This window comes from Streptomyces sp. NPDC001401 (assembly GCF_042895385.1).
GTDB lineage: Bacteria > Actinomycetota > Actinomycetes > Streptomycetales > Streptomycetaceae > Streptomyces.
Map to the genome: position 1 here is coordinate 70,667 of NZ_JBIAWI010000019.1, position 22,279 is coordinate 92,945.

Below are 22,279 nucleotides of genomic sequence, written 5' to 3' on the forward strand. Positions count from 1 at the left end.
CCCCCGACACGTCCCCTTCCCGCCGTACGCGGCTTGCGGGTCCGAACGCCTAGCGGCTGAGATACGCCCGCCAGCCGCCGTACGACGTGATGTCCTCGGCGTTCGTCAGGGCGGACGGTTCGCACAGGAAGCCGGGGACGTGGGTGCCGTCCGTCAGTTCCACGCTGCCCAGGGTCATTGGGCGGGGGAGTGCTGCAAGCAGGCGGCCCAGGCCCTGTGCGGGGAGGGTCCAGACCTCCGTTTCGATGGCCGCGCCGCCCTCGCCGACGTGGACGAGGCCCGGCTTGGGCGGCGTCGTCCGCAGGGCGTGCAGTCGGTAGGCGGGGGCGGTCGTGGTTGCGCGGTCCAGCCGGGCGCCCAGGGCCAGGAGTTGGGGGTTGAGGGGCTGGCCCGTCAGGTGCGCGCCCACCACAGCCACCTGTGTGTCCGGCTCGAGCAGTGCGGCGATCCGGGCCAGTCGTTCGTCCGTGAACGCCGGGCCGATCAGCATCACGCCGAAGGGGAGGGCGTTGACCTCGCCGGCCGGGACGGCGACCGCCGCCAGGTCGAAGAGGTTGGTGGAGTTGGTGAAGCGGCCCAGGCGGGCGTTGGCGCCCAGCGGGTCGGCGGCCACCTCGGCGAGCGTCGGGTGGCCGGGGGTGGTGGGGAGCAGCAGGGCGTCCGCGTCGGCCAGTTCCGCGAGGGCGCGGGCACGCAGGGCGGACAGGCGGTCGGTGTCGGCGTAGAGCTGGTGGGCCGGGATGTCGCGGGCGCGGGTGATGATGCCGGCGACGGTGGGGTCCAGGCCCTGGGCGCCGTCCGCGATCGCCTTGTCGACAAAGGTGCCTACTGCTGTGTAGCGCTCGGCGACGAACGCGCCCTCGTAGAGCATCGCGGCGGCCTCGGTGAAGGGGGCCAGGTCGAGGGTGCGGATGTCGGCCCCGGCTGCTTCGAGCTGCCGTACCGCCGCCTCGTACGCCTGAGCCCAGCCCTCGTCCAGTTCGCCGAGTTGTTCCCGCGGCGGGATCGCGATGCGCCACGGGCCGGGGGCGCGCTGGGGGAGCGGCGGGAGTTCGCGGTCCGGCGGGGAGGCCATGAAGGACAGCGCCTGCTCGGCCTCCGGGAGCGTGCGGGCGAACACCGTCACGCAGTCGATGGAGGCGCAGGCCGGGACCACGCCTGTTGTCGGGACCAGGCCTCGGGTCGGCTTGAGGCCGACGATGCCGTTGAAAGCGGCCGGGACCCGGCCCGAGCCCGCGGTGTCCGTGCCCAGGGCGAGGTCGACGATGCCCAGGGCCACGGCGACGGCCGAGCCGGAGCTGGAGCCGCCGCTGATGCGGGAAGGGTCATGGGCGTTGCGCACGGCGCCATGGGGCGAACGCGTGCCCACCAGGCCCGTCGCGAACTGGTCCAGGTTCGTCGTGCCCAGCACGATCGCGCCGGCCGCGCGCAGGCGGGCGACGACCGGTGCGTCCGTCTCGGGCTCGTAGGCGTAGGCCGGGCAGCCCGCGGTGGTGGGCAGGCTCGCCACGTCGACATTGCCCTTCGCGGCGAACAGGCGCCCGGCAAGGGGGAGTTGCTCACCTGCTGCCACGCGGGCGTCGATCGCCCGGGCCTCCGCCTCGACCTCCGTCTGCGGGCGCAGGTCGATCCAGATCTCGGGACGGTCCACCGCCTCGATGCGGGCGTAGGCGGCACGGACACGGGTCAGAGTGGACATCTCTTGCTCCTCGGTGTGGTTCAGCGCGCTGCGGGGGCCAGGACGAGAAGTGCCGTCCCCGCCTCAACCTGGTCGCCCGGCCTGGCCAGGATCTCCGCCACCACGCCGTCCATCGGCGCGTGCACCCTGGACTCCATCTTCATCGCCTCCAGGGCGAGCAGAGGCTGCCCCGTGGTCACCTCGTCGCCCGGCTCGACGTTCAACTGCCAGACGGACGCGGCGAATTCGGCCTCGACCAGGCGGCCGCCCGCCGGGACGGTCACCTCGGCCGCGGGAGCCGCCGGTGCGGACGCCGCCTCGGCCCGGGCGAACTCGCCCGCGGCCTCCCACGCGTCCCGCTCCGCGGCGAACGCTGTCTGCTGCCGAGCCCTGAACCCACCGATCGACTCGGCGTTCTCGTCCAGGAAGGCCTGGTACTCGGCGAGCGAGAAGGTGCCTTCCTCGATGCGCGGCAGGAAGCGGCCGGAGGTGATGTCGGCGCGCAGGTCGAGGAGTTCGTCCGCGTCCACCGGGTACCACTTGATGCGGTCGAAGAAGCGCAGCAGCCAGGGCGAGCCCGGCTCGAACGCGCCGCGCTGCTGCCACCCCGACCACACCTGCGTCGTACGGCCCACGAACTGGTAGCCGCCCGGGCCCTCCATCCCGTAGATGCACAGGTACGCCCCGCCGATGCCGACCGAGTTCTCGGCGGTCCAGGTGCGCGCCGGGTTGTACTTCGTGGTCACCAGGCGGTGGCGGGGGTCGAGGGGAGTGGCCACCGGGGCGCCCAGGTACACGTCGCCCAGGCCGAGTACGAGGTACTCCGCGTCGAAGACCGTGTCGTACACGTCGTTCACCGACTCCAGGCCGTTGACCCGGCGGATGAACTCGATGTTCCACGGGCACCAGGGGGCGTCGTCGCGGACGCCCGCCATGTAGCGGGCGATCGCCTCGCGGGTCGCCGGGTCGTCCCAGGAGAGGGGGAGGTGGACGGTGCGGGAGGGGACGACGAGTTCGTCCGTGGGCGGGAGGGTCGCCGTGATCTCCCGTACGGCGGCGAGCAGTTGAGGTTGCGGCAGGCGCCTCGGGTCGGCCCGGATCTGCAGGGAGCGGATGCCCGGAGTGAGGTCCGTGATGCCGTCGGGGCCCTCCTCGGTCACCGCCTCCATCAGTGCGTGGACGCGCATGCGCAGCGCCAGGTCGAGCTGCATGGGCCCGAATTCGACCAGCAGGTTGTCGTCGCCGCTGCGGCGGTAGGTGATGTCGCCGTCCCGGGCCAGTACGCCGCCGTCCACGATGTCCGCGCGGGGCGAGCCGTCGACGCCGACCGGTGCGAAGCGCACCGTGTCGCCCGGGCGCAGCTGGCCCAGCTTCCACCGTTCGCCGCTCAGGACCGTCGCCGGGCAGACGAATCCGCCGAGCGAGGGGCCGTCCGGGCCGAGCAGTACCGGCATGTCGCCGGTGTAGTCGACGGCGCCGACGGAGTACGGGGTGTCGTGGATGTTGGAGGGGTGCAGGCCCGCCTCGCCGCCGTCCGTGCGCGCCCAGCGGGGCTTGGGGCCGACCAGCCGTACGCCCGTGCGGGCCGAGTTGAAGTGGACCTTCCAGTCGGCGGCGTAGAAGTCGCGGATGTCCTCCTCGGTGAAGAACTCCGGTGCGGCGTGCGGGCCTTCGACCGCGGCGACGTGCCATACGGCGGTGAAGGACGGGCGGTCCTCGACAGGCACCGGGGCCCCGTCGGCGACCGCACCGCCGTGCAGCACGTCGCCGGTGCGCAGCGCGCGGCCGCCGTGCCCGCCGAACCGGCCCAGCGTGAAGGTGCTCGCGCTGCCCAGGAAGGCCGGAACGTCCAGGCCGCCGGCGAAGAGCACATAGGTGCGCAGGCCGTGCCGTGCCGGTGCGCCGATCTCCAGTACGGCACCCGCGGGCACCGTCACCGGCTCCCACTGCGCGACCGGCGTGCCGTCGACGGTGACCTCGGCCGGAGCCCCCGTCACGCACACGGTCGTGGGGTGCGTGAACCTCAACTCCGGTCCCTGCAGGGTGCATTCGAGGCCGGGAGCGCCCTCCTGGTTGCCGAGCGCCCGGTTGCCGAGCCGGAAGGACAGGTCGTCCATGGGGCCGCACGGCGGCACGCCGACCTGCCAGTAGCCGGTGCGGCCCGGCCAGTCCTGCACGGTGGTGAGGGTGCCGCCGGAGAGGACCTCGACACGCGGCGTCGGGTCGGTCACGGAGGCCAGTGTCGCCGTGGAGTGACCGGCGGCCCGCAAGTCCGGGTCGGCGAGCGCCGCGCGCACCAGGCCCAGGTTGGTCTCGATGCCGTCGACGCGGGTGCGGGCCAGCGCCTCCTCGAGCCTTTGGAGCGCGTGGGCGCGGTCGGGGCCGTACGCGATGACCTTGGCGAGCATAGGGTCGTACGACGTCGTCACCTCGGTGCCGGTCTCCACCCAGCCGTCGACGCGGACGCCCGGCGGGAACTCGACCCGCGTCAACAGGCCCGCGCTGGGCCGGTGTTCACGCGAGGGGTCCTCGGCGTAGAGGCGGGCCTCGACCGCGTGGCCGCGGGGTGCGCCCGGATCGCGTACGACGTCGGACTCGCCGCGGGCCAGGCGCAGCATCCAGGCGACGAGGTCGACGCCGTAGATCTCCTCCGTGACCGGATGCTCCACCTGGAGACGGGTGTTGACCTCGAGGAAGTACGCCTCCTCGCGGGCTGCGTCGTAGACGAACTCGACGGTTCCGGCGGAGCGGTAGGCGACGGAGGCGCACAAGTCGCGGGCGCTCGCGGCGAGTTGCTCGCGCACGCGGTCCGGGAGTCCCGGCGCCGGGGCCTCCTCCAGGACCTTCTGGTTGCGGCGCTGGAGGGAGCAGTCGCGGTCGCCGAAGGTGACGACCCTGCCCTCGCCGTCGCCGAAGACCTGCACCTCGACATGGCGGGCATGCTCGACGAGCCGCTCCAGGAAGACACCGGCGGAGGAGAAGGACGCGGAGGCGACGCGCTGCACCCGCTCCCAGGCGTCGGTCAGTTCATCGGCGCAGCGACATGCCGACATACCGATACCGCCGCCACCGCCGGTCGCCTTGAGCATGACCGGGTAGCCGATCACGGCGGCCTGCGCGAGGGCCTCGTCCACCGAGGCCAGCAACCCCGTCCCCGGTGCCAGCGGCACCCCCGCCGCCTCGGCCGCCGCCCGCGCCGTGTGCTTGGCGCCGAACAGCTCCAGCTGCCCGGGCGTCGGGCCGACGAACACGATCCCGGCGTCCTCGCAGCGGCGCGCGAAGGCCGCGTCCTCGGACAGGAAGCCGTAGCCCGGGTGGATCGCGCCCGCGCCGGTGTCCTTGGCCGCCTTCAGCACAAGGTCGGCGTCGAGATACGACTCCTTCGCGGGCGCCGGGCCGAGCCGCACCGCCTCGTCGGCGAGCCGGACGTGGGGCGCGGAGCGGTCCGGGTCGGAGTACACGGCGACCGTGCGCAGGCCGAGTTCGCGGGCGGTGCGGATGATCCGGACCGCGATCTCGCCCCGGTTGGCGACCAGCAGCGTGTCGAAGCTCATCCGGCAACCTCGATGGTCATCTCCACCGCCGTCGGCTCGAAGCCGTTGCAAGGGTTGTTGATCTGAGGGCAGTTGGAGACGAGCACGAGCACGTCGCGCTCGGCGCGCAGGGTCAGCTTCAGGCCCGGCGCCGAGAGGCCGTCGACGATGCCGAGGGTGCCGTCCTTCTCGACGGGCACGTTCATGTACCAGTTGATGTTGGAGACGAGGTCGCGCTTGCCCAGGCCGTGCCTGGCGCCCTCCGCCAGGAAGTTGTCCACGCACGCGTGCTGGGACCAGGTGTGGTGGCCGTAGCGGAGGGTGTTCGACTCCTTGGAGCAGGCGCCGCCGACCGTGTCGTGGCGGCCCACCTTGTCGTCGACGACCGTCATCAGCGGGGTGTGCTCGTTGGACATCAGTACGCTGCCCGTGGTCAGGAAGATGTTGCCCTGGGCGTGGATGGTGTCGGGGGCGCTGTAGCGGACCGAAGTGTCGTGGGCGTCGTAGACGAGGAAGTCGACGGCCTGGTTGCCGTGCAGGTCGGTGATGGTCAGCGTCTCGCCCGTGCGGACGACGGACGACCAGGCGGCGCGTGCCGGAACGACGGTCTTGGTCATGTGAGCCCCCTCGCGGCAAGGAATTCGGCGGTGTTCAGGAAGGCGCGGCGGCCCTCGGGCGTGGCCTCCCACAGCGGGTCGCCCGGTGAGGTCGGCGCGGCGCGCCAGGCGAGGACCTCCAGCGGGGTGCTGACGTAGTCGGGGCGCGGGTCGGCCGGGTGCGGCACATTCGCGATCAGTACGGTGAGGTCCTGTTCGGCGCGGAGCGTGACGCTGCCGCCGGGGCCGGTGGAGCCGGTGAAGTCCAGGCCGCCGTCCTCGCGCACCTCGACGCCCTGGAAGAAAGACAGCGACGGCGGCAGGTCGCGCGGCTGAAGGCCGTTCTTCGCGGCCGCCAGCTTGAACAGCTCGCGGCCCGCGGGGGAGGCGGACTGCGGGGCGCCGTCGCCGTACCGCTGCGAGTTGCGTACGAGGGTGGAGGTACCGCACAGCGCGTCGTGCCGACCGGAGGTGTCGGCGACGACACTCGCGAGGACGCGGCCCTGGTCGGACAGGAGCAGCCGGCCCTCGGCGAGGTAGGCGTTCCACTGGACCTTCACGGTGTCGGCCACGTTCAGCCGCTCCCAGGGCCGGTCGGCCACGTACAGCAGCAGGTGCGCGCAGGCATCGCCCTGCAGGTCGGTCAGGCGCAGCTCCGTGCCGCGGGCCAGCACCCGGTGGGTGTAGTTGCCGCCCGCCACCGTCTCGGCCCAGACCAGGTGGCCCGCCTCGCAGGGCGGGTTCGGCCAGGCGGCCGACGGCACGACGGGCATGGCCTCGGCGTGTGTGCCCTCCTGTGCGCGTGCGTGGTCGCGGGCTCCGTGTGTGGTCGCTGTCGCCATCGCGGGACCTCCGGCTCCGGTGTGGGGTCTCTTCCCGGGTTATTTCTGTCGCCCGACAGAAATTAGGAGGCGGGCGGGTCGCGGGCATTGCCCGCGCGTTGCCGCTGGGTTACCGAGCCCTCACGAAGGCCGCCCGGAGCTCGTCAGGAGATCGTCCTGCCTGGCCGTGTGCGAGGATCGAACGCATGGGAACGCCGGGTGGAGGAGGCGGCCGCCGGGTCGGCAGGCCGCGGGCCGCACAGCGGCCGGACAGCGGTCTGCAGCCCCGTGACGAACTGCTCGCGGCCGCCGCGGAGTTGTTCACCACCCGTGGCTACGCGGCCACCACCACCCGTGCGGTCGCTGAGCGTGCGGGTATGCGGCAGGCCTCCATGTACCACTACGTCTCCGGCAAGGAGGAGCTCCTCGCCGAGCTGCTGGAGTCCACGGTCACGCCCTCGCTGACCTACGCCCGACAGCTCCTGGCCGACGACGCGACTCCGCCCGAGGACCGGCTGTGGGAGCTGTGCCGGACGGACGTGGAGCTGCTGTGCGGCGGCCCGCACAACCTCGGCGGGCTCTATCTGCTGCCCGAGGTGCGCGCCGAGCGGTTCGCCGGCTTCCATGCCGTGCGCGCCGAACTCAAGGACGCCTACCGGCAGTTGCTGGCCGGCACGGCCGCCGGGAGCGTGCTCGCCAAGAGCGAGCTCGATCTCCGTACGGACCTGTTGTTCGGTCTGATCGAGGGCGTGATCCTCGTGCACCGCTCCGACCCCGAGCGCCCGGTGTCGGTGTTCGCCGAGGCCACGGCGGACGCGGCCCTGCGGATCGCCGGCGTCTGAACGAGCACCAGGCAAGCTGGTCTTCACCCGTCACGGTGAGTGATTTTCGTACGCCCGTACGCAGTGACGCACCGTGTTCGAACAGAGGCTGAGTGTGCAAATGGAGCCGAGAGTACCCCTTGGGTCGGGCCCATTTCAGGTGCTTGCTGAATATGACACGGCGATGATCCGGTCGGACTAAGCTCGCCCGCAGCGCACCGAGTTGAGGTGTATTCGTGCGCTTGTTCCCAAAAATACCGAAGATCCAGCGCAGTCCCATGCGTACCCCACTTGCAAGCTCCCCAGACACCCAGCCGATCCTTTTCAGAGGGCCTACATGGTGAGTGTTCAATCCCCTCCCGGGCGCCGTGAACTTCCTTACGCGCGCGTTCTGTTGCTGCCCGCCATATTGATGGCCGCAGCGACCGGAGCAGCCGTCGCCCTGGTGACCGTGCCGGCCCGCGTGGCCGTCGTCTGGTGCGGTGCCATCGCCACGCTTCTGGTGGTCGCGACGACGGCCGAAGCGGTACGCCGCGGCCGCACCCTGCGGGCCCTGCGCGAGGAGAGCGCCCGTCACCGTGCGTACATGGAACGGCGCATCGCCGGACACGACCAGGAGATGCACCGCCTCGCGCACGAGATCGTGCCGACCACCATCCACTACCTGCGCGGGGGGAATTCGCCCAGAGAGGTGATCCGCCAACTCGGCGACATCGACCCCGCCTACCGCGAACTGCCCAAGGCCCAGGTGGCGTTGGTCAAGCGGATGCTCGACATCATCGACACCGAGGAAGCCCTGCGGGACTCCTCGCAGCGCTCCTTCGTCAACATCGCCCGCCGCGTCCAGGCGATCGTGCACCAACAGGCCAAGGAACTCCGGGAGATGGAGGAGGACCACGGCCGCAACCCCGAGGTCTTCGACGACCTGCTGCGCATCGACCACGGCACCGCGCTGATCGGCCGCCTCGCCGACTCCATCGCGGTGCTCGGCGGCGGCCGCCCCGGACGCCAGTGGCCGCAGCCCGTTCCGCTGTACAGCGTGCTGCGCGGCGCCATGTCCCGGATCCTGGAGTACCGGCGCATCTCGCTGGACAACATCGCCAAGGTCAACATCAGCGGCATCTCCGTCGAGCCGGTCATCCACGCCTGCGCCGAACTCCTCGACAACGCCACGCGCTACTCGCCGCCGCAGACCAAGGTGCACGTCATCGCGACCGAGGTGCAGACCGGCATCGCCATCGAGATCGAAGACGCCGGCGTCAGCCTCAGCGAGGAGGCCCGCGCCAAGGCCGAGTCCATGCTGGAGCGCGCCAAGGCCGGCGTCGACCTCCAGGAACTCGGCGATTCCCCCCGACTGGGCCTGGCCGTCGTGGGCCGCCTGTGCAAGGCGTACGACATGCAGATCTCGCTGCGCTCCTCCGCATACGGCGGTGTCCGCGCCGTCCTCGTGGTGCCGCGCGCGATGATGACCAGCGACTTCGCTCCCGGCCTCGCCCACGGCATCGGCGCCACCGCGGCGCCCAAACTCGAACTCGGTGCGCTCGAAGGTCCCAAGCGCGCACCGAAGCGGCGGCGTCCCACCAGCCCGCGCATCCCGGCCGGCGTGTCCATGGAGGACGAGGTCCCCGAGGTCACCGAGTGGACCGCGGGCGGCCTGCCGCAGCGGCGCAGCCGGGTCAAGATCCCGCTCAGCCAGCGGCTCGCCGAACAGGCCGCCGCCGAAGAGGCGGAGCGGGAGGCCCGGGCGACCCGGCCCGCCTGGGCGACGCCCGTGCCGGAACCGGAGCCGGAGACGAAGGAACCCGAACCCGGGCTGTGGGTCGAGGCGTTCTGGGAGGGCCTCAAGGGCGACCCGGACCCGACCGCATTCACGCAGCCGACCACCGAGCCGGCCCATATCGAGGCCGACGACGAGAGGGACCACAAGTGATCCAGCAGCGAGCCAACTTCGACTGGATGCTCAAGGATCTCGCCGACGGAGTACCGGGCATCGAGATGATCGTGGTGCTCTCCGCCGACGGTCTGCGCATCGCTCGCTACGGGGGTGATCCGGACGCCGCCGACCGCGTCGCCGCGGCCTGCGCGGGACTCCAGAGCCTGGCGGGCGCCGTCGCCCACGAGATCCCGGGCAGCGACGGCCGGATGAAGCTGGTCATCATCGAGATCAACGGCGGCTACTTCTATCTGATGGCCGCCGGAGCCAACGCCTACCTCGCGGTGCTCTCCGACGTGGTCGCCGAACCCGGCCTGATGAGCAACCGCATGCGTGATCTCGTCGTACGCATCGGGGCCCATCTCACCAGTCCGCCCCGGCGCAACGGGCAGACCGTATGACTCCTCCGCAACGCCGGCGGCGACATCCCGGTCAGGAAACCGCGACACCTCCCCCGACACCCCTCTTCAAAGAAGGCAAAGGCAAAGAGGGAGACGAGAAGGCCCCGGAGCGGCTCTACGTCGTCGCCGGGCCTGACGGGGAGCGCGCCGACATCGACCTGGTCACGTTAATCGTGGCGCGCGCCGACCCGCCGCCTTCCGCCCCTCCGGAGCAGACGGCGATGCTCCGGCTCTGCACGGCCCCCCTGTCGGTGGCCGAGCTCTCGGCCTATCTGAGCCTGCCGTTCAGCGTGGTGACCGTACTGCTGACCGACATGCTGACGGCAGAACTGGTGCAGGCGCGCGCCCCGATCGTGCGGCAGGCGCTACCCGACCGTTCCCTCCTCGAAGCGGTGATGCATGGACTTCAAAGGCTCTGACACCATCCCCGGACCACGAACAGAGGATCATCTGCCGCACACGGCCCAGGCCGCGGTGAAGATCGTGATCGTGGGCGGCTTCGGAGTCGGCAAGACGACGATGGTCGGCTCGGTCAGCGAGATCAGGCCGCTGACCACCGAGGAGACCATGACGCAGGCCGGCGTCGGGGTCGACGACAACTACGGCTCCGAGACCAAGACGGCCACCACCGTGGCCATGGACTTCGGCCGCATCAGCATCACCGACCAGCTGGTGCTGTACCTCTTCGGCACGCCCGGTCAGGAACGCTTCTGGTTCCTGTGGAACGGCCTGTTCGAGGGCGCGCTGGGCGCGGTCGTGCTGATCGACACCCGCCGGCTCGAGGTCAGCTTCGACGTCATAGGGCGGCTGGAGGAGCGCGGCGTGCCCTTCGTGGTCGCCGTCAACTCCTTCCCGGACGCGCCTCGTTACCCCATCTCCGATCTGCGCACCGCGCTCGACCTGGCCGAGGAGATCCCGATCATCGACTGCGACGCGCGCCGCCGGGCCTCCAGCCGGGACGTCCTGATGACGCTGCTGCGCTTCCTGCATTCCCTGGCGAGGGCGAAGGCCCCCACCTGACACCCGCACGGATCGAGCCGAGCCGTACGCAGCCCCGTCCCGTCCCCGAGCCGTACGGCCCGCCCGTCCCCGTCCCGCGCACGACCTCCCCCACGTTCCCGGCCTCGCTCGAACCGCCCGGACCCGGGGGACCCCATCACCTCCTGTACACCGGATTCACTTCAGCTTCGGAGCGAGCATCGTGACGCCTGAACCCCTCTCCCCGACCGGTACGGACGAGTCCATGGCCGGCCCGCCCCCCGGCTGCCCCGCGCACGGCATCGGCGCCGGCGGGCTGCGACGGCTCTACGGCCCCGAGGCCGAGGACCTCGGAGCCGTGTACGAGAAGCTGCGCGCCGAGCACGGCAGCGTGGCTCCCGCGCTGCTGCACGAGGACGTGCCGATGTGGGTGGTGCTCGGCCACAGCGAGAACCTGCACATGGTGAGCACTCCCTCGCAGTACAGCCGGGACACCCGGTTGTGGACCGCCCTGCAGGACGGCACGATCAAGCCGGATCACCCGCTCATGCCGCACATCGCCTGGCAGCCCATCTGCTGCCACGCCGAGGGCGACGAGCATCTGCGGTTGCGCGGCGCGGTCACCGGCGCCATGTCGACCATCGACCACCGGGGCATCCGCCGCCATATCAACCGCGCGACCCAGCACCTCGTCAACAAGTTCTGCAAGGAGGGCAGGGCCGACCTGGTCAGTCAGTTCGCCGAGCACCTGCCGATGGCGGTGATGTGCGAGATCCTCGGCATGCCCGACGAGTACAACGACCGGATCGTGCAGGCCGCCCGGGACATGCTCAAGGGCACCGAGACCGCCATCGCCAGCAACCAATACATCATGGACACCCTGATGCGGCTCACCGTCCGCCGCCGTGCCGAACCCGAGGACGACTTCACCAGCCATCTGATCAACCACCCGGCAGGGCTCACCGACGAGGAGGTCAGCCAGCACCTGCGCGTCGTCCTGATCGTCGCGTTCGAGTCCACCGCCAACCTCCTCGCCAACGTACTGCGAGTGGTGCTCACCGACCCCGGGTTCCGTGCCCAGCTCAACGGCGGCCAGATGACGGTGCCCCAGGCGGTCGAGCAGTCCCTGTGGGACGAGCCGCCGTTCAGCACCATCCTGGGCTACTTCGCCACGCAGGAGACCGAGCTGGGCGGTCAGCGCATCCGCAAGGGCGACGGCCTCCTGCTGGGCATCGCGCCGGGCAACGTCGACCCGCGAGTACGCCCCGACCCGTCGGCCAACATGATGGGCAACCGTTCCCACCTCGCCTTCAGCGGCGGCCCGCACGAGTGCCCGGGCCAGGACATCGGCCGCGCCATCGCCGACGTCGGCGTCGACGCGCTGCTGACCCGCCTCCCGGACGTTCAACTCGCCTGCGAGGAGAACGAGCTGCGCTGGCGGGCGTCCATCTCGAACCGGCACCTGGTGGAACTGCCGGTCCGCTTCGAGCCGAAGCCCCAGCAGGAGGTCAAGGCGCTGCCCGGCCCCGCCCTCGTCCCGCCGCAGCGCACCGACTGGCAGATCGGCACCACGCAGCCCGAGCCGGCCGCCGCTGCCCCGGAGCCGCAGCCGGCCGCACCCACCCAGCCGGCTACGGCGCCCCAGCCGGCCGCGCCGGCACCGGAGGAACCGGCCCGCCGAAAGGGCGCCTGGCGCCGCTTCCGGCTGTGGTGGCGCGGCTACTGACCGGCCCGGTCGCTGAACTCCAGTGCCCGCGCCAGTAGTTGGAGCGGGCACTGGAAGTCACCGGCCGGCGCATCCGTGCTCAGTCGTCGCGGAAGCTCAGCCACTCCATCTCCCCGGTGTATCGGGGAGAGCTGCGGCACCAGTAGTAGGAGGACGCGCAGCTGGATCGCAGGTCGTCGACGAAGGCGTAGGTGTTCGCCCGGTCCGTCAGCGAGACGCCGCGGGCCTCCAGTGCGGCCGACAGCCGGGCCTCAGCCGTGAGGAAGTCGGCGAGGTGGTCACCCAGCATGGACACCACCGCATCGACCGCCTCCGAACGCGAGCAGCCACGCTCACGCTCGACGACGAGCACCATATTGTGAGGCTCTCCCTGAGCCGCCTCTTTCTCGAACGAGAAGAGGTCATCGACCAGGTTGAGACACCACACATTCGCGTCGTAGAGGGTTTGGAATACCGGGTCGGCATATACCTCCGGCGTCAGCTCGAAACCCCGCAGGCGCTCGGTCATATCGAGTATGGGGGGCATGTATCCGGATCGGTACCGGATACTTCGGTACTCCTCGATCGTGGGGAAGTGGCCCTCCGACATGTTCACAACCTCCGTCAGGAGGGCGTCGAACACTTTCGTCCAGTTGTCCGCCGCGCGCCGGCAGTACCGGGCTGACATCCCCTTGCACTGGCGGGCCCACACATCGGCGAAGAAGTCGACCCGGCTGTCGCCATTGCCGCCGGCACCCTCCACGACGCCGGTGAACGTCTTGATCAGCTTCTCTGCGTCCTGTTTGTTGAGGCCGTCGAAGGCATCGTCGACCAGGAACAGCCAGGCGAAGAAGTCCAGCCCCAAGTCCAGGTCATCGCCATGTGCCTCGGGCCACCACCCTCCGACGATGTCGGGGCACCGTTGCGCCAGGTAGACCTTCTCCGGCAGGCCGAAGCTCCACAGCCGCTGCACATGTCCTGGGAGAGCCTTTTCCAGCCGGGGGTTTGTCCGCAGGGCGAACGGTACGTCGAGCTCAAGAGTCGGCATAGCGATGTCCTCATCACGAAGAGTGGCTGACGATCTTGTTGGCGAGCATCTCCCTCGAACACGGGGCGTGGGAAGCGCGGAACTGGACAGGCCATCCATGGGATGGCGTCACGGCACGTTTATCCGTCGGCACTGCGCGACTGAGTCCACGTAGCCGTCGAAGGGCAGCCGGTGAAAGTGGGTTTCGCGGGTAATGCAGAGCCCTTCCAAGCCGGCATGTCCGGGGTTACTGCCTCGACCGCAACGCGACTTGGTGCCATGACCCGAGCCTCCGCAAGAACATCCCACTTCTCGCTGTAATCCCAAGCGTGCGCGCGACCCAGGTCCCCGTGAAGGAGCGTAGAAGGAGCGTACGACGGCACACGAGGGGCGCACTTGGTTGAAATGTTGTCATGTGTGGACTCGATCCGAAAGAGTTGGTGCCGATTCGTTCATAGCTGTGCAAGTCAACTGGTGGGCCACGCGCGGCAGTTGTGACGGTCGAGGCACGGCTACGCAGCGGCCCAGTCGCCGTAGGAGCTCCAGGCCTCGAGGGTTCGCGCACTGCGGAACCGGTGCTCCGCCCCCGTGACGGGATCGGTGAACTCCAGTGCCCGGGCCAGCAGTTGGAGGGGCCGCCGGAAGTCACCGGTCGGCACGGGGCTGGTCACCACGGGGTAGAGCGGATCGCCGAGGATGGGCACCCCCAGCGCGTTCATGTGGACGCGCAGCTGATGGGTCTGCCCGGTGCTCGGGGTCAGCCGGTACCGGCCGAGGCCGTGCGTGTTGTGCTCGATCAGCTCGACGCGGCTGACGGCGTTCGGCTCGCCCGCCACCTCGTAGGCCGCCGGCACGCCCCGCTCCTTCACGATCCGGCTCCGCACGGTCCGGGGCAGGGCGAGCCCGGGATCGTAAGGAGCCAGCGCCTCGTACTCCTTCCCCACGCGCCGGTCACGGAACAGCGACTGGTACGTCCCCCGCTCCTCGGGCCGCACCGTGAACAGCACCAGCCCGGCGGTGAGCCGGTCCAGGCGGTGGGCTGCGCCCAGCGTGGGGATGCCCAGTTCCCGGCGCAGACGGGCGAGCACGGTCTGCGTGACATGGCTGCCGCGCGGGGTGGTGGCGAGGAAGTGCGGCTTGTCGACGAGGACGATGTGCTCGTCGCGGTGCACGACCTCCAGCGGGAACGGCACCGGCACCTCGTCGGGCAGCTCCCGGTGGAACCACACGAACATGCCGGGTTCGTACGCCGCGTCGGGCGCCACGGCCCGCCCGTCGGCCCCGACGATCTTCCCCGCGTCGAACATCCCGTCCACGACACCGGCCCCCGCGCCGGACAGCCGCTGCACCAGGTGCTCGCGGACGGTGGCCCACGGGCCCCCGAAGGGCAGCCGCACCCGCACCGGATCCACCCCCTGCCGCTGTGGCAGGGGAGAGGGCGGGATCCGTGGCTTGCGTCGCATCACGATCAAGCGTACGGCGCCGGGAAAACCCGTTGGACCGGCCGCGCCCCGGGGGCAGGATGCGGATCATGCCCTACACCACGAGCCCCGTCCTGCCCGCCGGAGCCCTTGCCCGGACCCCGCAGCCCGTGCTCCCCACCGGCGACGGGCTGGTCCTGCGCCCCTGGCGGACCGAGGACGCGCCGGCCGTCCACCAGGCCTTCCAGGACCCGCTCATGCACCAGTGGCACCTCATGGCCAGCGGCTCGCAGGCGGAGGCCGCCGGCTGGATCGAGGGGTGGCTGAAGCAGTGGGAGGCGGAACGCATCGCCCAGTGGGCCGTGGTCGACGCGGACGGCGACCGGCTGCTGGGGCGGGTGGCGCTGCGCGACATCGTGCTCGTCGACGGCCTGGCCAAGGTCGCGTACTGGACGACGGCGGCGGCCCGTGGCCGGGGCGTCGCCGCCCGCGCGACGGCCGCCCTGACCCGCTGGGCCTTCGAGGAGATCGGTTTCCACCGCCTCGAACTCCTGCACGCCACCGCCAACGAGGCCTCCTGCCGTGTCGCCGCCAAGACCGGCTTCGCTCTGGAGGGCATCAAGCGCAGCGCCTTCCTCCACCCGGACGGCTGGCACGACATGCACCTCCACGCGCGCGTGCGGGGCGCCTGACCTATACGGCCGCCTCGGGCACAGCCGCGGTCGTACGGCTCCGATACGCCCGCCAGCCCACGCCGAGCACCACCGTCGCGCCCAGGAACAGCACCGTGAACCACTGGAAGTACCAGTGCCCGCCCGTCGGGTCGTACACCGCCGCCCTCGGCCAGGCCAGGTTGACCGTCATGAGGAGGCCGTAGAGGAGGGCTAGGGCGTTGACCGGGATGCCCCAGCGGCCCAGGGAGAAGAGCTTGCCGCCCGTCTCGTCCGTGCCCTCGGGGGTGAACTCGCCGCGCAGGCGGCGGATCAGGAGCGGGCCCGTGACCATCGCGTACGCCAGGTACAGCATCACGATGCAGGTGGTGCCGATGGCCAGGAACGCGTCCGGGGAGGCGAAGTTGAGCAGCAGGAGGGCCGCGGCGAGGACGCCGACGACGAGAGCGGGGGCGCTCGGCATGCCCGTGCGCGGGTTCACGCGGGCGAGACGCCGGGCGAAGGGGAGCTGGCCGTCGCGGGCCATGGAGAACAGCATCCGGCAGGCCGCGGTCTGGATGGCGAGGGTGGCCACCGCGATCGCCACCACCACGTCGGCGAGCAGGGCCTTGCCGACCCCGTCGCCCAGGCGGCTGGTCAGGACGTAGCTCAGACCGTCGACGCCCAGGTGACCGTCGGTCAGGCTGGGCGCGGCGAGCAGGCCGCCGAGGATGACCAGGCCGCCGAGCAGGCCCGCGGCGCCGAGCGCGGTGAGGATCGTGCGGGGCGCCGTACGCCGAGGATTGTGTGTCTCCTCGCTCATCTCGCCCGCGCTGTCGAAGCCGATCATCACGTACGCCGCCGTGAAGGAACCCACGGCAAGTGCCCCGAACAGACCGGAACTTGCGGCTCCCGTGGTGTGGAAGGTGATGCCGGGGGAGCGCTCGGAGTGGGTGAGCAGCAGCACGATGATGAGGACCGCGCCGATGATCTCGGCCGTCACGCCGACCCGGTTGATCACGGACAGCACGCGGTTGTCCACGATATTCACGAGTGTGGTGAGGACCAGGAGGATCACCCCGAGGACGGCCGCGTTGGCCGCGCCGTCCTGCGACGTCACCGTCGGGTCGGTGCCCACCAGTTGGAAGCCCGACCAGATCGCCGGCAGCACCATCTGGAGTGCCAGCGCGGCCGCCGCGACCACCACGATCTGCCCGATCACCATGATCCAGCCGGCGAACCAGCCGAAGGTGAGGTTCGAGAGCCTCGAGGACCACTGGTAGATGGCGCCCGAGATCGGATACCGGGCGGCCAGCTCCGCGAAGCACGCGGCGACCAGAAGTTGCCCGACCAGCACCGCCGGCCAGGCCCAGAAGAAGACGGGGCCGCCGAACGCGTACCCGAAGGCGAAGAACTGGAAGACGGTGGTCAGGACGGAGATGAAGGAGAACCCGGCCGCGAAGGACGCATACCGGCCCAGGCTGCGGTGCAGTTCCTGGCGGTAGCCGAACTCCGCGAGGGAGCCGTCGTCGGGGGAGTGCGGCGGGTCGGGGCGTACGTCGGAGGGGGTGGTTGTCGTCACGGCGGCACCTGCCTTCGGCGCGGGGAGCGGAGAGTGGCGCGGAGTTCCTGTCAGGCGACAGAAATTAGGGACGGGCTGTTTCGTGCGCGTCACGCCGCCATGTCCACGGCGGGCCCAAGTCCTCACGCCCTTGCTATGCACACCGAAACGCGATACATCGTGTGTATTGACGGCTGGCCGTGGATCGCGATATGTTCGGCCACGGATATTCGTAAGCGAGGTGATCGTCATGGCGATGAAGCGCCGCAAGCTCAGCAATCCGCTGGCTCTTGCCGTGATGGTCACGCTCTGGCAGAAGCCGATGCATCCGTACGAGATCGCCCAGACCCTGCGCAGGCAGGGCAAGGACGTCAGCACGAAGATCAAGTACGGCTCGCTCTACACGGTCGTGCAGAACCTTCAGAAGCACGGCTTCGTCGAGGTCGCCGACGTCGAGCGGCAGGGCAACCGGCCCGAGCGCACGGTCTACGGGCTCACCGAGGCGGGGCGGGAGGAGATGGCCGACTGGCTGTCCGATCTGCTGGCCGTCCCGGCCAAGGAGTTCCCGATCTTCGAGACCGCGCTGTCGCTGCTCGGGGCCCTGCCTCCCGACGACGTGGTGCGGCTGCTCGCGGAGCGGCTGCAGAACCTCGAGGTGGAGGTGGCGAGCGGGCGCGCGGCGCTGGAGAAGCTCTACGAGACGCTCCCGCGGCTCTTCCTCGTCGAGGTCGAGTACCAGTTGCACATGGTCGAGGCGCAGGCGGACTGGGTCCGCGGTTTCCTGGAGGAGATCGAGAAGGGCTCGCTGCCGGGCGTCGACGGGTGGCGCCACTTCCACGAAACGGGGGAGCTGCCACCGGAGTTCACATAACGAGAAACGACCCCGACCGAGCTGTTGCAGCAGCTCTGCCGGGGTCTCGAACCCCGAACTGAATCCGCCGTGAAGCGGCTCCAGGCGATCGAGGTGCGGCACACCCAGGATAGCCCGGCGCTCTTCATGCGGACGGATCAGTTGTCATCCGCTCATTCAGGAGAGCAGTCGTGAGTGCTACCCGTGCGCCCGCAGTGGAGGCGCGCCAGCTGATCAAGACCTACGCCGGTGAGGTCACCGCCCTGTGCGGCATGGACGTCACCGTCGAACCGGGCACCGTCTTCGGGCTCCTCGGACCCAACGGCGCCGGCAAGTCCACCACCGTCAAGATCCTCACCACCCTGGCCAAGCCCGACTCGGGCACCGCCGCAGTCGCCGGGCACGATGTGCTGCGCCACCCGGACCGGGTGCGTCGCGCGATCGGCGTGGTCGCCCAGAGCTCCGGCGCCGACCCGGTCGCCACCGGCCGCGAGAACCTCCAACTCCAGGGCAGGCTCTACGGGTTGAAGGGCGCCGCGCTCAACACGCGCGTTGCCGAACTGCTCGACCGCTTCAGCCTCGCCGACGCCGCCGGGCGCCAGGTCAAGGGCTACTCCGGCGGTATGCGACGCCGCCTCGACGTGGCCCTCGGCCTGGTGCACCGGCCCGAGGTGCTCTTCCTCGACGAGCCCACCACCGGCCTGGACCCCGAAGCCCGCACGGCGATGTGGGACGAGATCGACCGGCTGGCGGGGGAGGAGGGCCTGACGATCCTGCTCACCACGCACTACCTCGAGGAGGCCGACCGGCTCGCCGAGCGCATCGCCATCGTCGACCGCGGCCGGGTCGTCGTCGAAGGCACCCCGGACTCCCTCAAGGGCGAACTGCGCGGCGACGCCGTCCACTTGGAGCTGCGGGAGGCGGTCGGCGAGGCCGGCCGTACGCTCCTCAAGGGCGCCCTCGGCTCACTGCCCGGCATGCACGAGGTGCTGGTGGACGGGCGCCGCGTCAGCGTCCGCGCCGACGACGGAGCAGCCGCCGTACCCGCATTGCTCGGGGCCCTGGAGCGCGCCGGAGTCGGTGTGGCCGCCGCGACCGTCGCCCGGCCCTCCCTCGACGACGTCTACCTCCGTTACGCCGGCCGCCGTTACTCCGAGGCCGACGCCGAAGCCACCGAGAACCTCGTCCTCGCCGGAGGTGCGCGATGAGCACGGCCGTCTCCCAGACCTGGTACATGACGCAGCGTCAACTCATGGTGTTCACACGGCAGCCCGCGTACGCGATCATCACGCTGATCCAGCCGGTGATCTGGCTGTTCCTGTTCGGCAACCTCTTCAAGAAGGTCGTCGAGCTGGGCGGCTTCGGGACGACCACATACCTCGACTACCTGGTGCCGGGCGTCGTCGTGATGAGCGCGCTCAGCTCCAACATGTGGGCCGGGATGGGCACCTTGGAGGAGATCCAGCGGGGCACGCTCAACCGCTTCCTGACCACACCGGTCAGCCGGGCCGCGCTGATGAACGGCAACGTCGTCAACAACGGTCTGGTCACCGCCTTCCAGTCGGTCGTCATCGTGCTGCTCGCGCTGGCGGGCGGCGCCGACTACCCGGGCGGCATCGGCGGCATCGCGATCCTGGTCCTCGCCTCCGTGCTGCTCGGCACGGTCTTCGGGGCGCTGTCCAACGCACTGGGCATGCTGGTGCAGGAGCGGGAGTCGATCATCGGCATCAACACCTTCCTGCTTCTGCCGCTGACGTTCCTGTCGAGCGCCTTCATGGCGCCGTCCCAGATGCCCTCCTGGATGCGGCACATCGCCGACTTCAACCCGCTCAACTGGGCGATGGTCGCGGGCCGTTCGGCACTGTCCGAGCACCCCGACTGGGGTGACGTGCTCAGCCGCGGCGGGGCGCTGCTGGCGCTCGCGGTGGCGGCGGTGTGGCTGTCGATCCGGACGTTCCGGTCGTACCAGCGGTCGGTGTGAGCACACTGAAGGGGCGGCACCTCACTGAGGTGCCGCCCCTTCAGGACCTTCACGCGGCCGGCGCCGCGCCCTCCTGCTCCGCCTCGATACGCGCGTTCCACTCCCGCTTGGAGGCCTGCCAGCCGTCCTCGTTGTGGCCGAGCCGCCAGTAACCGGAGATCGACAGATCCTCACGCGGGATCTCCAGGTCGCAGCGCAGGAGTTGGCGCAGCTGCTTCACGAAGTGCGCCTCGCCGTGCACGAACGCGTGCGGGCGGCCCTCCGGGAACTCCAGCGCCTGTACGGCCTCCACCAGCAGCTCGCCCACGGGCCGGTCCCCGCGGTGCAGCCAGACGACCTCCACGTCGGAGTCGATCTTCTGCTCCTCCTCGGGTCCGGAGACCTCCACGAAGGCGTGCGCCGTGGCACCGTCGGGCAGCGACTCCAGGGAGCGGGCGATCGCCGGCAGGGCGCTCTCGTCGCCGACGAGCAGATGCCAGTCGGCGCTCGTGTCGGGGGCGTAGGCGCCGCCAGGGCCCATGAAGTGCACGGTCTCGCCCGGCTGGACGCGCGCCGCCCACGGGCCGGCCAGGCCCTCGTCGCCGTGGATCACGAAGTCCAACGACAGCTCGCGCTGCTGCGGGTCCCAGGCCCGCACGGTGTACGTCCTGGTCACCGGCCACTGTTCGCGCGGGAACTCCTCGCGGATGCGCTCCACGTCGAAGGGCTCGGGATAGGTCACACCCTCGGCCGGGGGGAACAGCAGCTTCACGTAGTGGTCGGTGCAGGTGTCGGCCGAGAACCCGGCCAGACCCTCGCCGCCGAGGACCACGCGCTGCATGTGCGGGGTCAGCCGTTCGGTGCGGACGACCTGCGCGGACTGGGCCTTCCGCGGCTTCCGTGCCGGACGTTCTGCCATGGCGGCCTCCCTGTTCCCAAGCTTAGGTTTACCTAAGTTAGCATCTTCCCCCAGTTAACACCTCTCCCATGAAGACTTGATGAGCGTGCGTCGGCGGAATCGTCACGTCCCCAGCGTCGCCAGCAGCCGCTGCAGCGACCCGCCCAGTCCCCAGCGGACCGCCAGCTCGTCCAGCGCCGCCGGGTCGCGCGGGGCGTGCGGCAGGGTCGTGTCCACGTCCGGCAGCGGGACGTCGTCCGCGACCTTGACGACCTTCGGGGCGACGGCGACGTACGGCCGCGACTCGTCCAGCCGCTTGCGCTGCGACGGTGTGAGCTTCGCCTTCGGGTCCTCGACCGCGGCCATGATCCCGGCCAGGTCGCCGAACTCGGCAAGCAGCTTCGCGGCCGTCTTCTCGCCGATGCCCGGCACGCCCGGCAGCCCGTCGCTCGGGTCGCCGCGCAGCAGCGCCAGATCCGCGTACCCCTTGCCGTCCACCCCGTACTTCTCGCGCAGCCACGCCTCGTCGGTGAGCTGCAGCGTGCCCACGCCCTTGAGCGGGTAGAGCACGCGCACCCCGCGCGCGTCGTCGACCAGCTGGTACAGGTCGCGGTCGCCGGTGACGATGTCGACCGGGCCCTTCGCCCGCGCCGTGAACGTGCCGATCACGTCGTCCGCCTCGTACGGCTCGACGCCCACGCGCGCGATGCCGAGCGCGTCGAGGACGGCCTCGATGACGGGCACCTGCGGGGAGAGCGTGTCCGGCACCTCCTCCTCGTCCGGCCCCGCCTCGTGCTCCTCGGCGACGCGGTGCGCCTTGTAGGAGGGGATGAGGTCGACCCGCCACTGGGGGCGCCAGTCGGCGTCCATGCACGCCACCAGATGGTCGGGGCGATGGTCCTTGACCAGGCGGTCGATGAATTCGAGGAGCCCGCGCACGGCGTTCACCGGAGTGCCGTCCGGGGCCTTCACGGACTCCGGCACGCCGAAGTAGGCGCGGAAATAGAGCGAAGCGGTGTCGAGGAGCATCAGTCGTCCGGTCACGCTTCGCATCATGCCGTACGCCACTGACAGTCACCCGGAGGCGAGCAGCCACCGCCATCGCGGGCGCTCCGTGACAAGGGTGGCGGCGGCCAGGAGGGAGACGAGGACGGCTGCCCACACGGGCCAGATCCACCAGGCCGAGACCACGGCCGCACCGAGCTGGAGCAGCACGAGCAGGATCGTGACCGCGCCCGGAACCGGCACGATCACGTTCGCCTTGTCGCCCGGCGTGGAGAAGACGGTCGGCAGGCCGATCAGCACCACCAGCGACAACACGGCAGGCAGCCAGGAGTACGACCACAGCGCCCAGGGCGTCGCGATCCAGGCCACCAGCTCCGTCGCGAAGCGCAGCGCCGAGGCGCGTCTGTCGTCCGGTCGTTCCACAGCCGTTCCCCCAACGCC

General features: G+C 70.6%; 20 protein-coding genes. 10 read left to right on the forward strand and 10 right to left on the reverse strand.

The features are described 5' to 3' along the window. Window positions 1-49: 49 nt before the first annotated feature. From atzF to ACFY10_RS42985, 4 genes are read right to left on the reverse strand one after another with little or no spacing between them, the layout of a single operon-like run. On the reverse strand, window positions 50-1,723 hold the full coding sequence (gene atzF / locus ACFY10_RS42970) for an allophanate hydrolase (protein ID WP_390670931.1): 1,674 nt from the start codon (window positions 1,721-1,723) through the stop codon (window positions 50-52). Further along, window positions 1,720-5,232, reverse strand: a complete 3,513-nt coding sequence (locus tag ACFY10_RS42975) for a 5-oxoprolinase/urea amidolyase family protein (RefSeq protein ID WP_390670782.1) — start codon at window positions 5,230-5,232, stop codon at window positions 1,720-1,722. The genes atzF and ACFY10_RS42975 overlap by 4 nt, the downstream gene beginning before the upstream one ends. Further along, window positions 5,229-5,828 (reverse strand): urea amidolyase associated protein UAAP2, encoded by a 600-nt coding sequence (locus ACFY10_RS42980; RefSeq protein ID WP_390670783.1) that lies wholly within the window; start codon window positions 5,826-5,828, stop codon window positions 5,229-5,231. The genes ACFY10_RS42975 and ACFY10_RS42980 overlap by 4 nt, the downstream gene beginning before the upstream one ends. Continuing rightward, the gene (locus ACFY10_RS42985) at window positions 5,825-6,649 is read right to left on the reverse strand and encodes an urea amidolyase associated protein UAAP1 (RefSeq protein ID WP_390670784.1); all 825 of its coding nucleotides are present in this window, start codon (window positions 6,647-6,649) and stop codon (window positions 5,825-5,827) included. The genes ACFY10_RS42980 and ACFY10_RS42985 overlap by 4 nt, the downstream gene beginning before the upstream one ends. A 185-nt stretch (window positions 6,650-6,834) precedes the next feature. On the opposite strand from ACFY10_RS42985, the gene ACFY10_RS42990 reads away from it, so the two are divergent. The 6 genes from ACFY10_RS42990 to ACFY10_RS43015 all read left to right on the forward strand — a co-directional run bounded on the left by ACFY10_RS42990 (window position 6,835) and on the right by ACFY10_RS43015 (window position 12,487). Then, window positions 6,835-7,470 carry a TetR/AcrR family transcriptional regulator gene (locus tag ACFY10_RS42990; protein WP_390670785.1) on the forward strand — a complete coding sequence of 212 codons (636 nt, stop codon included), beginning with the start codon at window positions 6,835-6,837 and terminating at the stop codon, window positions 7,468-7,470. A gap of 316 nt (window positions 7,471-7,786) precedes the next feature. Then, window positions 7,787-9,379 (forward strand): sensor histidine kinase, encoded by a 1,593-nt coding sequence (locus ACFY10_RS42995; RefSeq protein ID WP_390670786.1) that lies wholly within the window; start codon window positions 7,787-7,789, stop codon window positions 9,377-9,379. Further along, complete coding sequence (locus tag ACFY10_RS43000; RefSeq protein ID WP_016434374.1) at window positions 9,376-9,783, forward strand: roadblock/LC7 domain-containing protein; 408 nt, start codon at window positions 9,376-9,378, stop codon at window positions 9,781-9,783. The genes ACFY10_RS42995 and ACFY10_RS43000 overlap by 4 nt, the downstream gene beginning before the upstream one ends. After that, window positions 9,780-10,202, forward strand: coding sequence for a DUF742 domain-containing protein (locus ACFY10_RS43005; protein ID WP_390670787.1), 423 nt, complete (start codon window positions 9,780-9,782; stop codon window positions 10,200-10,202). The genes ACFY10_RS43000 and ACFY10_RS43005 overlap by 4 nt, the downstream gene beginning before the upstream one ends. Then, window positions 10,183-10,803: an ATP/GTP-binding protein gene (locus ACFY10_RS43010; protein ID WP_390670789.1), complete on the forward strand. Its 621-nt coding sequence runs from the start codon at window positions 10,183-10,185 to the stop codon at window positions 10,801-10,803. The genes ACFY10_RS43005 and ACFY10_RS43010 overlap by 20 nt, the downstream gene beginning before the upstream one ends. A gap of 181 nt (window positions 10,804-10,984) precedes the next feature. Beyond that, complete coding sequence (locus ACFY10_RS43015; RefSeq protein ID WP_390670790.1) at window positions 10,985-12,487, forward strand: cytochrome P450; 1,503 nt, start codon at window positions 10,985-10,987, stop codon at window positions 12,485-12,487. Between the two features lie 79 nt (window positions 12,488-12,566). Here ACFY10_RS43015 and ACFY10_RS43020 read toward each other — a convergent pair whose 3' ends face one another. Together ACFY10_RS43020 and ACFY10_RS43025 are read right to left on the reverse strand one after the other, a co-directional pair. After that, window positions 12,567-13,514, reverse strand: coding sequence for a terpene synthase family protein (locus tag ACFY10_RS43020; protein WP_390670791.1), 948 nt, complete (start codon window positions 13,512-13,514; stop codon window positions 12,567-12,569). Window positions 13,515-14,005: 491 nt separating this feature from the next. Then, entirely contained in the window at window positions 14,006-14,956 is a 951-nt protein-coding gene (locus ACFY10_RS43025) for an RluA family pseudouridine synthase (protein WP_390670792.1), read from the reverse strand. 68 nt (window positions 14,957-15,024) lie between these two features. On the opposite strand from ACFY10_RS43025, the gene ACFY10_RS43030 reads away from it, so the two are divergent. Next, on the forward strand, window positions 15,025-15,606 hold the full coding sequence (locus tag ACFY10_RS43030) for a GNAT family N-acetyltransferase (protein ID WP_390670793.1): 582 nt from the start codon (window positions 15,025-15,027) through the stop codon (window positions 15,604-15,606). Between the two features lies 1 nt (window position 15,607). On the opposite strand, the gene ACFY10_RS43035 is transcribed toward ACFY10_RS43030, so the two are convergent. Next, window positions 15,608-17,146, reverse strand: coding sequence for an amino acid permease (locus ACFY10_RS43035; protein ID WP_390670795.1), 1,539 nt, complete (start codon window positions 17,144-17,146; stop codon window positions 15,608-15,610). A gap of 229 nt (window positions 17,147-17,375) precedes the next feature. Between ACFY10_RS43035 and ACFY10_RS43040 the strand changes: the two genes are divergently transcribed. The 3 genes from ACFY10_RS43040 (at window position 17,376) to ACFY10_RS43050 (ending at window position 19,956) form a co-directional block, all read left to right on the forward strand. Continuing rightward, window positions 17,376-17,996 carry a PadR family transcriptional regulator gene (locus tag ACFY10_RS43040; protein ID WP_390670796.1) on the forward strand — a complete coding sequence of 207 codons (621 nt, stop codon included), beginning with the start codon at window positions 17,376-17,378 and terminating at the stop codon, window positions 17,994-17,996. A 170-nt stretch (window positions 17,997-18,166) separates the two neighbouring features. Beyond that, window positions 18,167-19,183, forward strand: coding sequence for an ATP-binding cassette domain-containing protein (locus ACFY10_RS43045; RefSeq protein ID WP_390670797.1), 1,017 nt, complete (start codon window positions 18,167-18,169; stop codon window positions 19,181-19,183). Next, window positions 19,180-19,956, forward strand: a complete 777-nt coding sequence (locus ACFY10_RS43050; protein WP_390670798.1) for an ABC transporter permease — start codon at window positions 19,180-19,182, stop codon at window positions 19,954-19,956. The genes ACFY10_RS43045 and ACFY10_RS43050 overlap by 4 nt, the downstream gene beginning before the upstream one ends. 49 nt (window positions 19,957-20,005) lie before the next feature. Here the strand turns inward: ACFY10_RS43050 and ACFY10_RS43055 are convergent, their stop codons facing one another. The 3 genes from ACFY10_RS43055 to ACFY10_RS43065 form a co-directional block, all read right to left on the reverse strand. Beyond that, on the reverse strand, window positions 20,006-20,854 hold the full coding sequence (locus tag ACFY10_RS43055; RefSeq protein WP_390670799.1) for a siderophore-interacting protein: 849 nt from the start codon (window positions 20,852-20,854) through the stop codon (window positions 20,006-20,008). A 102-nt stretch (window positions 20,855-20,956) separates the two neighbouring features. Continuing rightward, window positions 20,957-21,886: a 5'-3' exonuclease H3TH domain-containing protein gene (locus tag ACFY10_RS43060; protein WP_390670933.1), complete on the reverse strand. Its 930-nt coding sequence runs from the start codon at window positions 21,884-21,886 to the stop codon at window positions 20,957-20,959. Window positions 21,887-21,907: 21 nt separating this feature from the next. Continuing rightward, window positions 21,908-22,261 (reverse strand): hypothetical protein, encoded by a 354-nt coding sequence (locus ACFY10_RS43065; RefSeq protein ID WP_390670800.1) that lies wholly within the window; start codon window positions 22,259-22,261, stop codon window positions 21,908-21,910. Window positions 22,262-22,279 lie beyond the last annotated feature (18 nt).

Coding starts and splice junctions, on each gene's coding strand:
- ACFY10_RS42975 (WP_390670782.1), bottom strand. CDS start 5,232: ATGAGCTTCGACACGCTGCTGGTCGCCAACCGGGGCGAGATCGCGGTC.
- ACFY10_RS42980 (WP_390670783.1), bottom strand. CDS start 5,828: ATGACCAAGACCGTCGTTCCGGCACGCGCCGCCTGGTCGTCCGTCGTC.
- ACFY10_RS42985 (WP_390670784.1), bottom strand. CDS start 6,649: ATGGCGACAGCGACCACACACGGAGCCCGCGACCACGCACGCGCACAG.
- ACFY10_RS42990 (WP_390670785.1), top strand. CDS start 6,835: ATGGGAACGCCGGGTGGAGGAGGCGGCCGCCGGGTCGGCAGGCCGCGG.
- ACFY10_RS42995 (WP_390670786.1), top strand. CDS start 7,787: ATGGTGAGTGTTCAATCCCCTCCCGGGCGCCGTGAACTTCCTTACGCG.
- ACFY10_RS43005 (WP_390670787.1), top strand. CDS start 9,780: ATGACTCCTCCGCAACGCCGGCGGCGACATCCCGGTCAGGAAACCGCG.
- ACFY10_RS43010 (WP_390670789.1), top strand. CDS start 10,183: ATGGACTTCAAAGGCTCTGACACCATCCCCGGACCACGAACAGAGGAT.
- ACFY10_RS43020 (WP_390670791.1), bottom strand. CDS start 13,514: ATGCCGACTCTTGAGCTCGACGTACCGTTCGCCCTGCGGACAAACCCC.
- ACFY10_RS43025 (WP_390670792.1), bottom strand. CDS start 14,956: ATGCGACGCAAGCCACGGATCCCGCCCTCTCCCCTGCCACAGCGGCAG.
- ACFY10_RS43030 (WP_390670793.1), top strand. CDS start 15,025: ATGCCCTACACCACGAGCCCCGTCCTGCCCGCCGGAGCCCTTGCCCGG.
- ACFY10_RS43040 (WP_390670796.1), top strand. CDS start 17,376: ATGGCGATGAAGCGCCGCAAGCTCAGCAATCCGCTGGCTCTTGCCGTG.
- ACFY10_RS43050 (WP_390670798.1), top strand. CDS start 19,180: ATGAGCACGGCCGTCTCCCAGACCTGGTACATGACGCAGCGTCAACTC.
- ACFY10_RS43055 (WP_390670799.1), bottom strand. CDS start 20,854: ATGGCAGAACGTCCGGCACGGAAGCCGCGGAAGGCCCAGTCCGCGCAG.
- ACFY10_RS43060 (WP_390670933.1), bottom strand. CDS start 21,886: ATGCGAAGCGTGACCGGACGACTGATGCTCCTCGACACCGCTTCGCTC.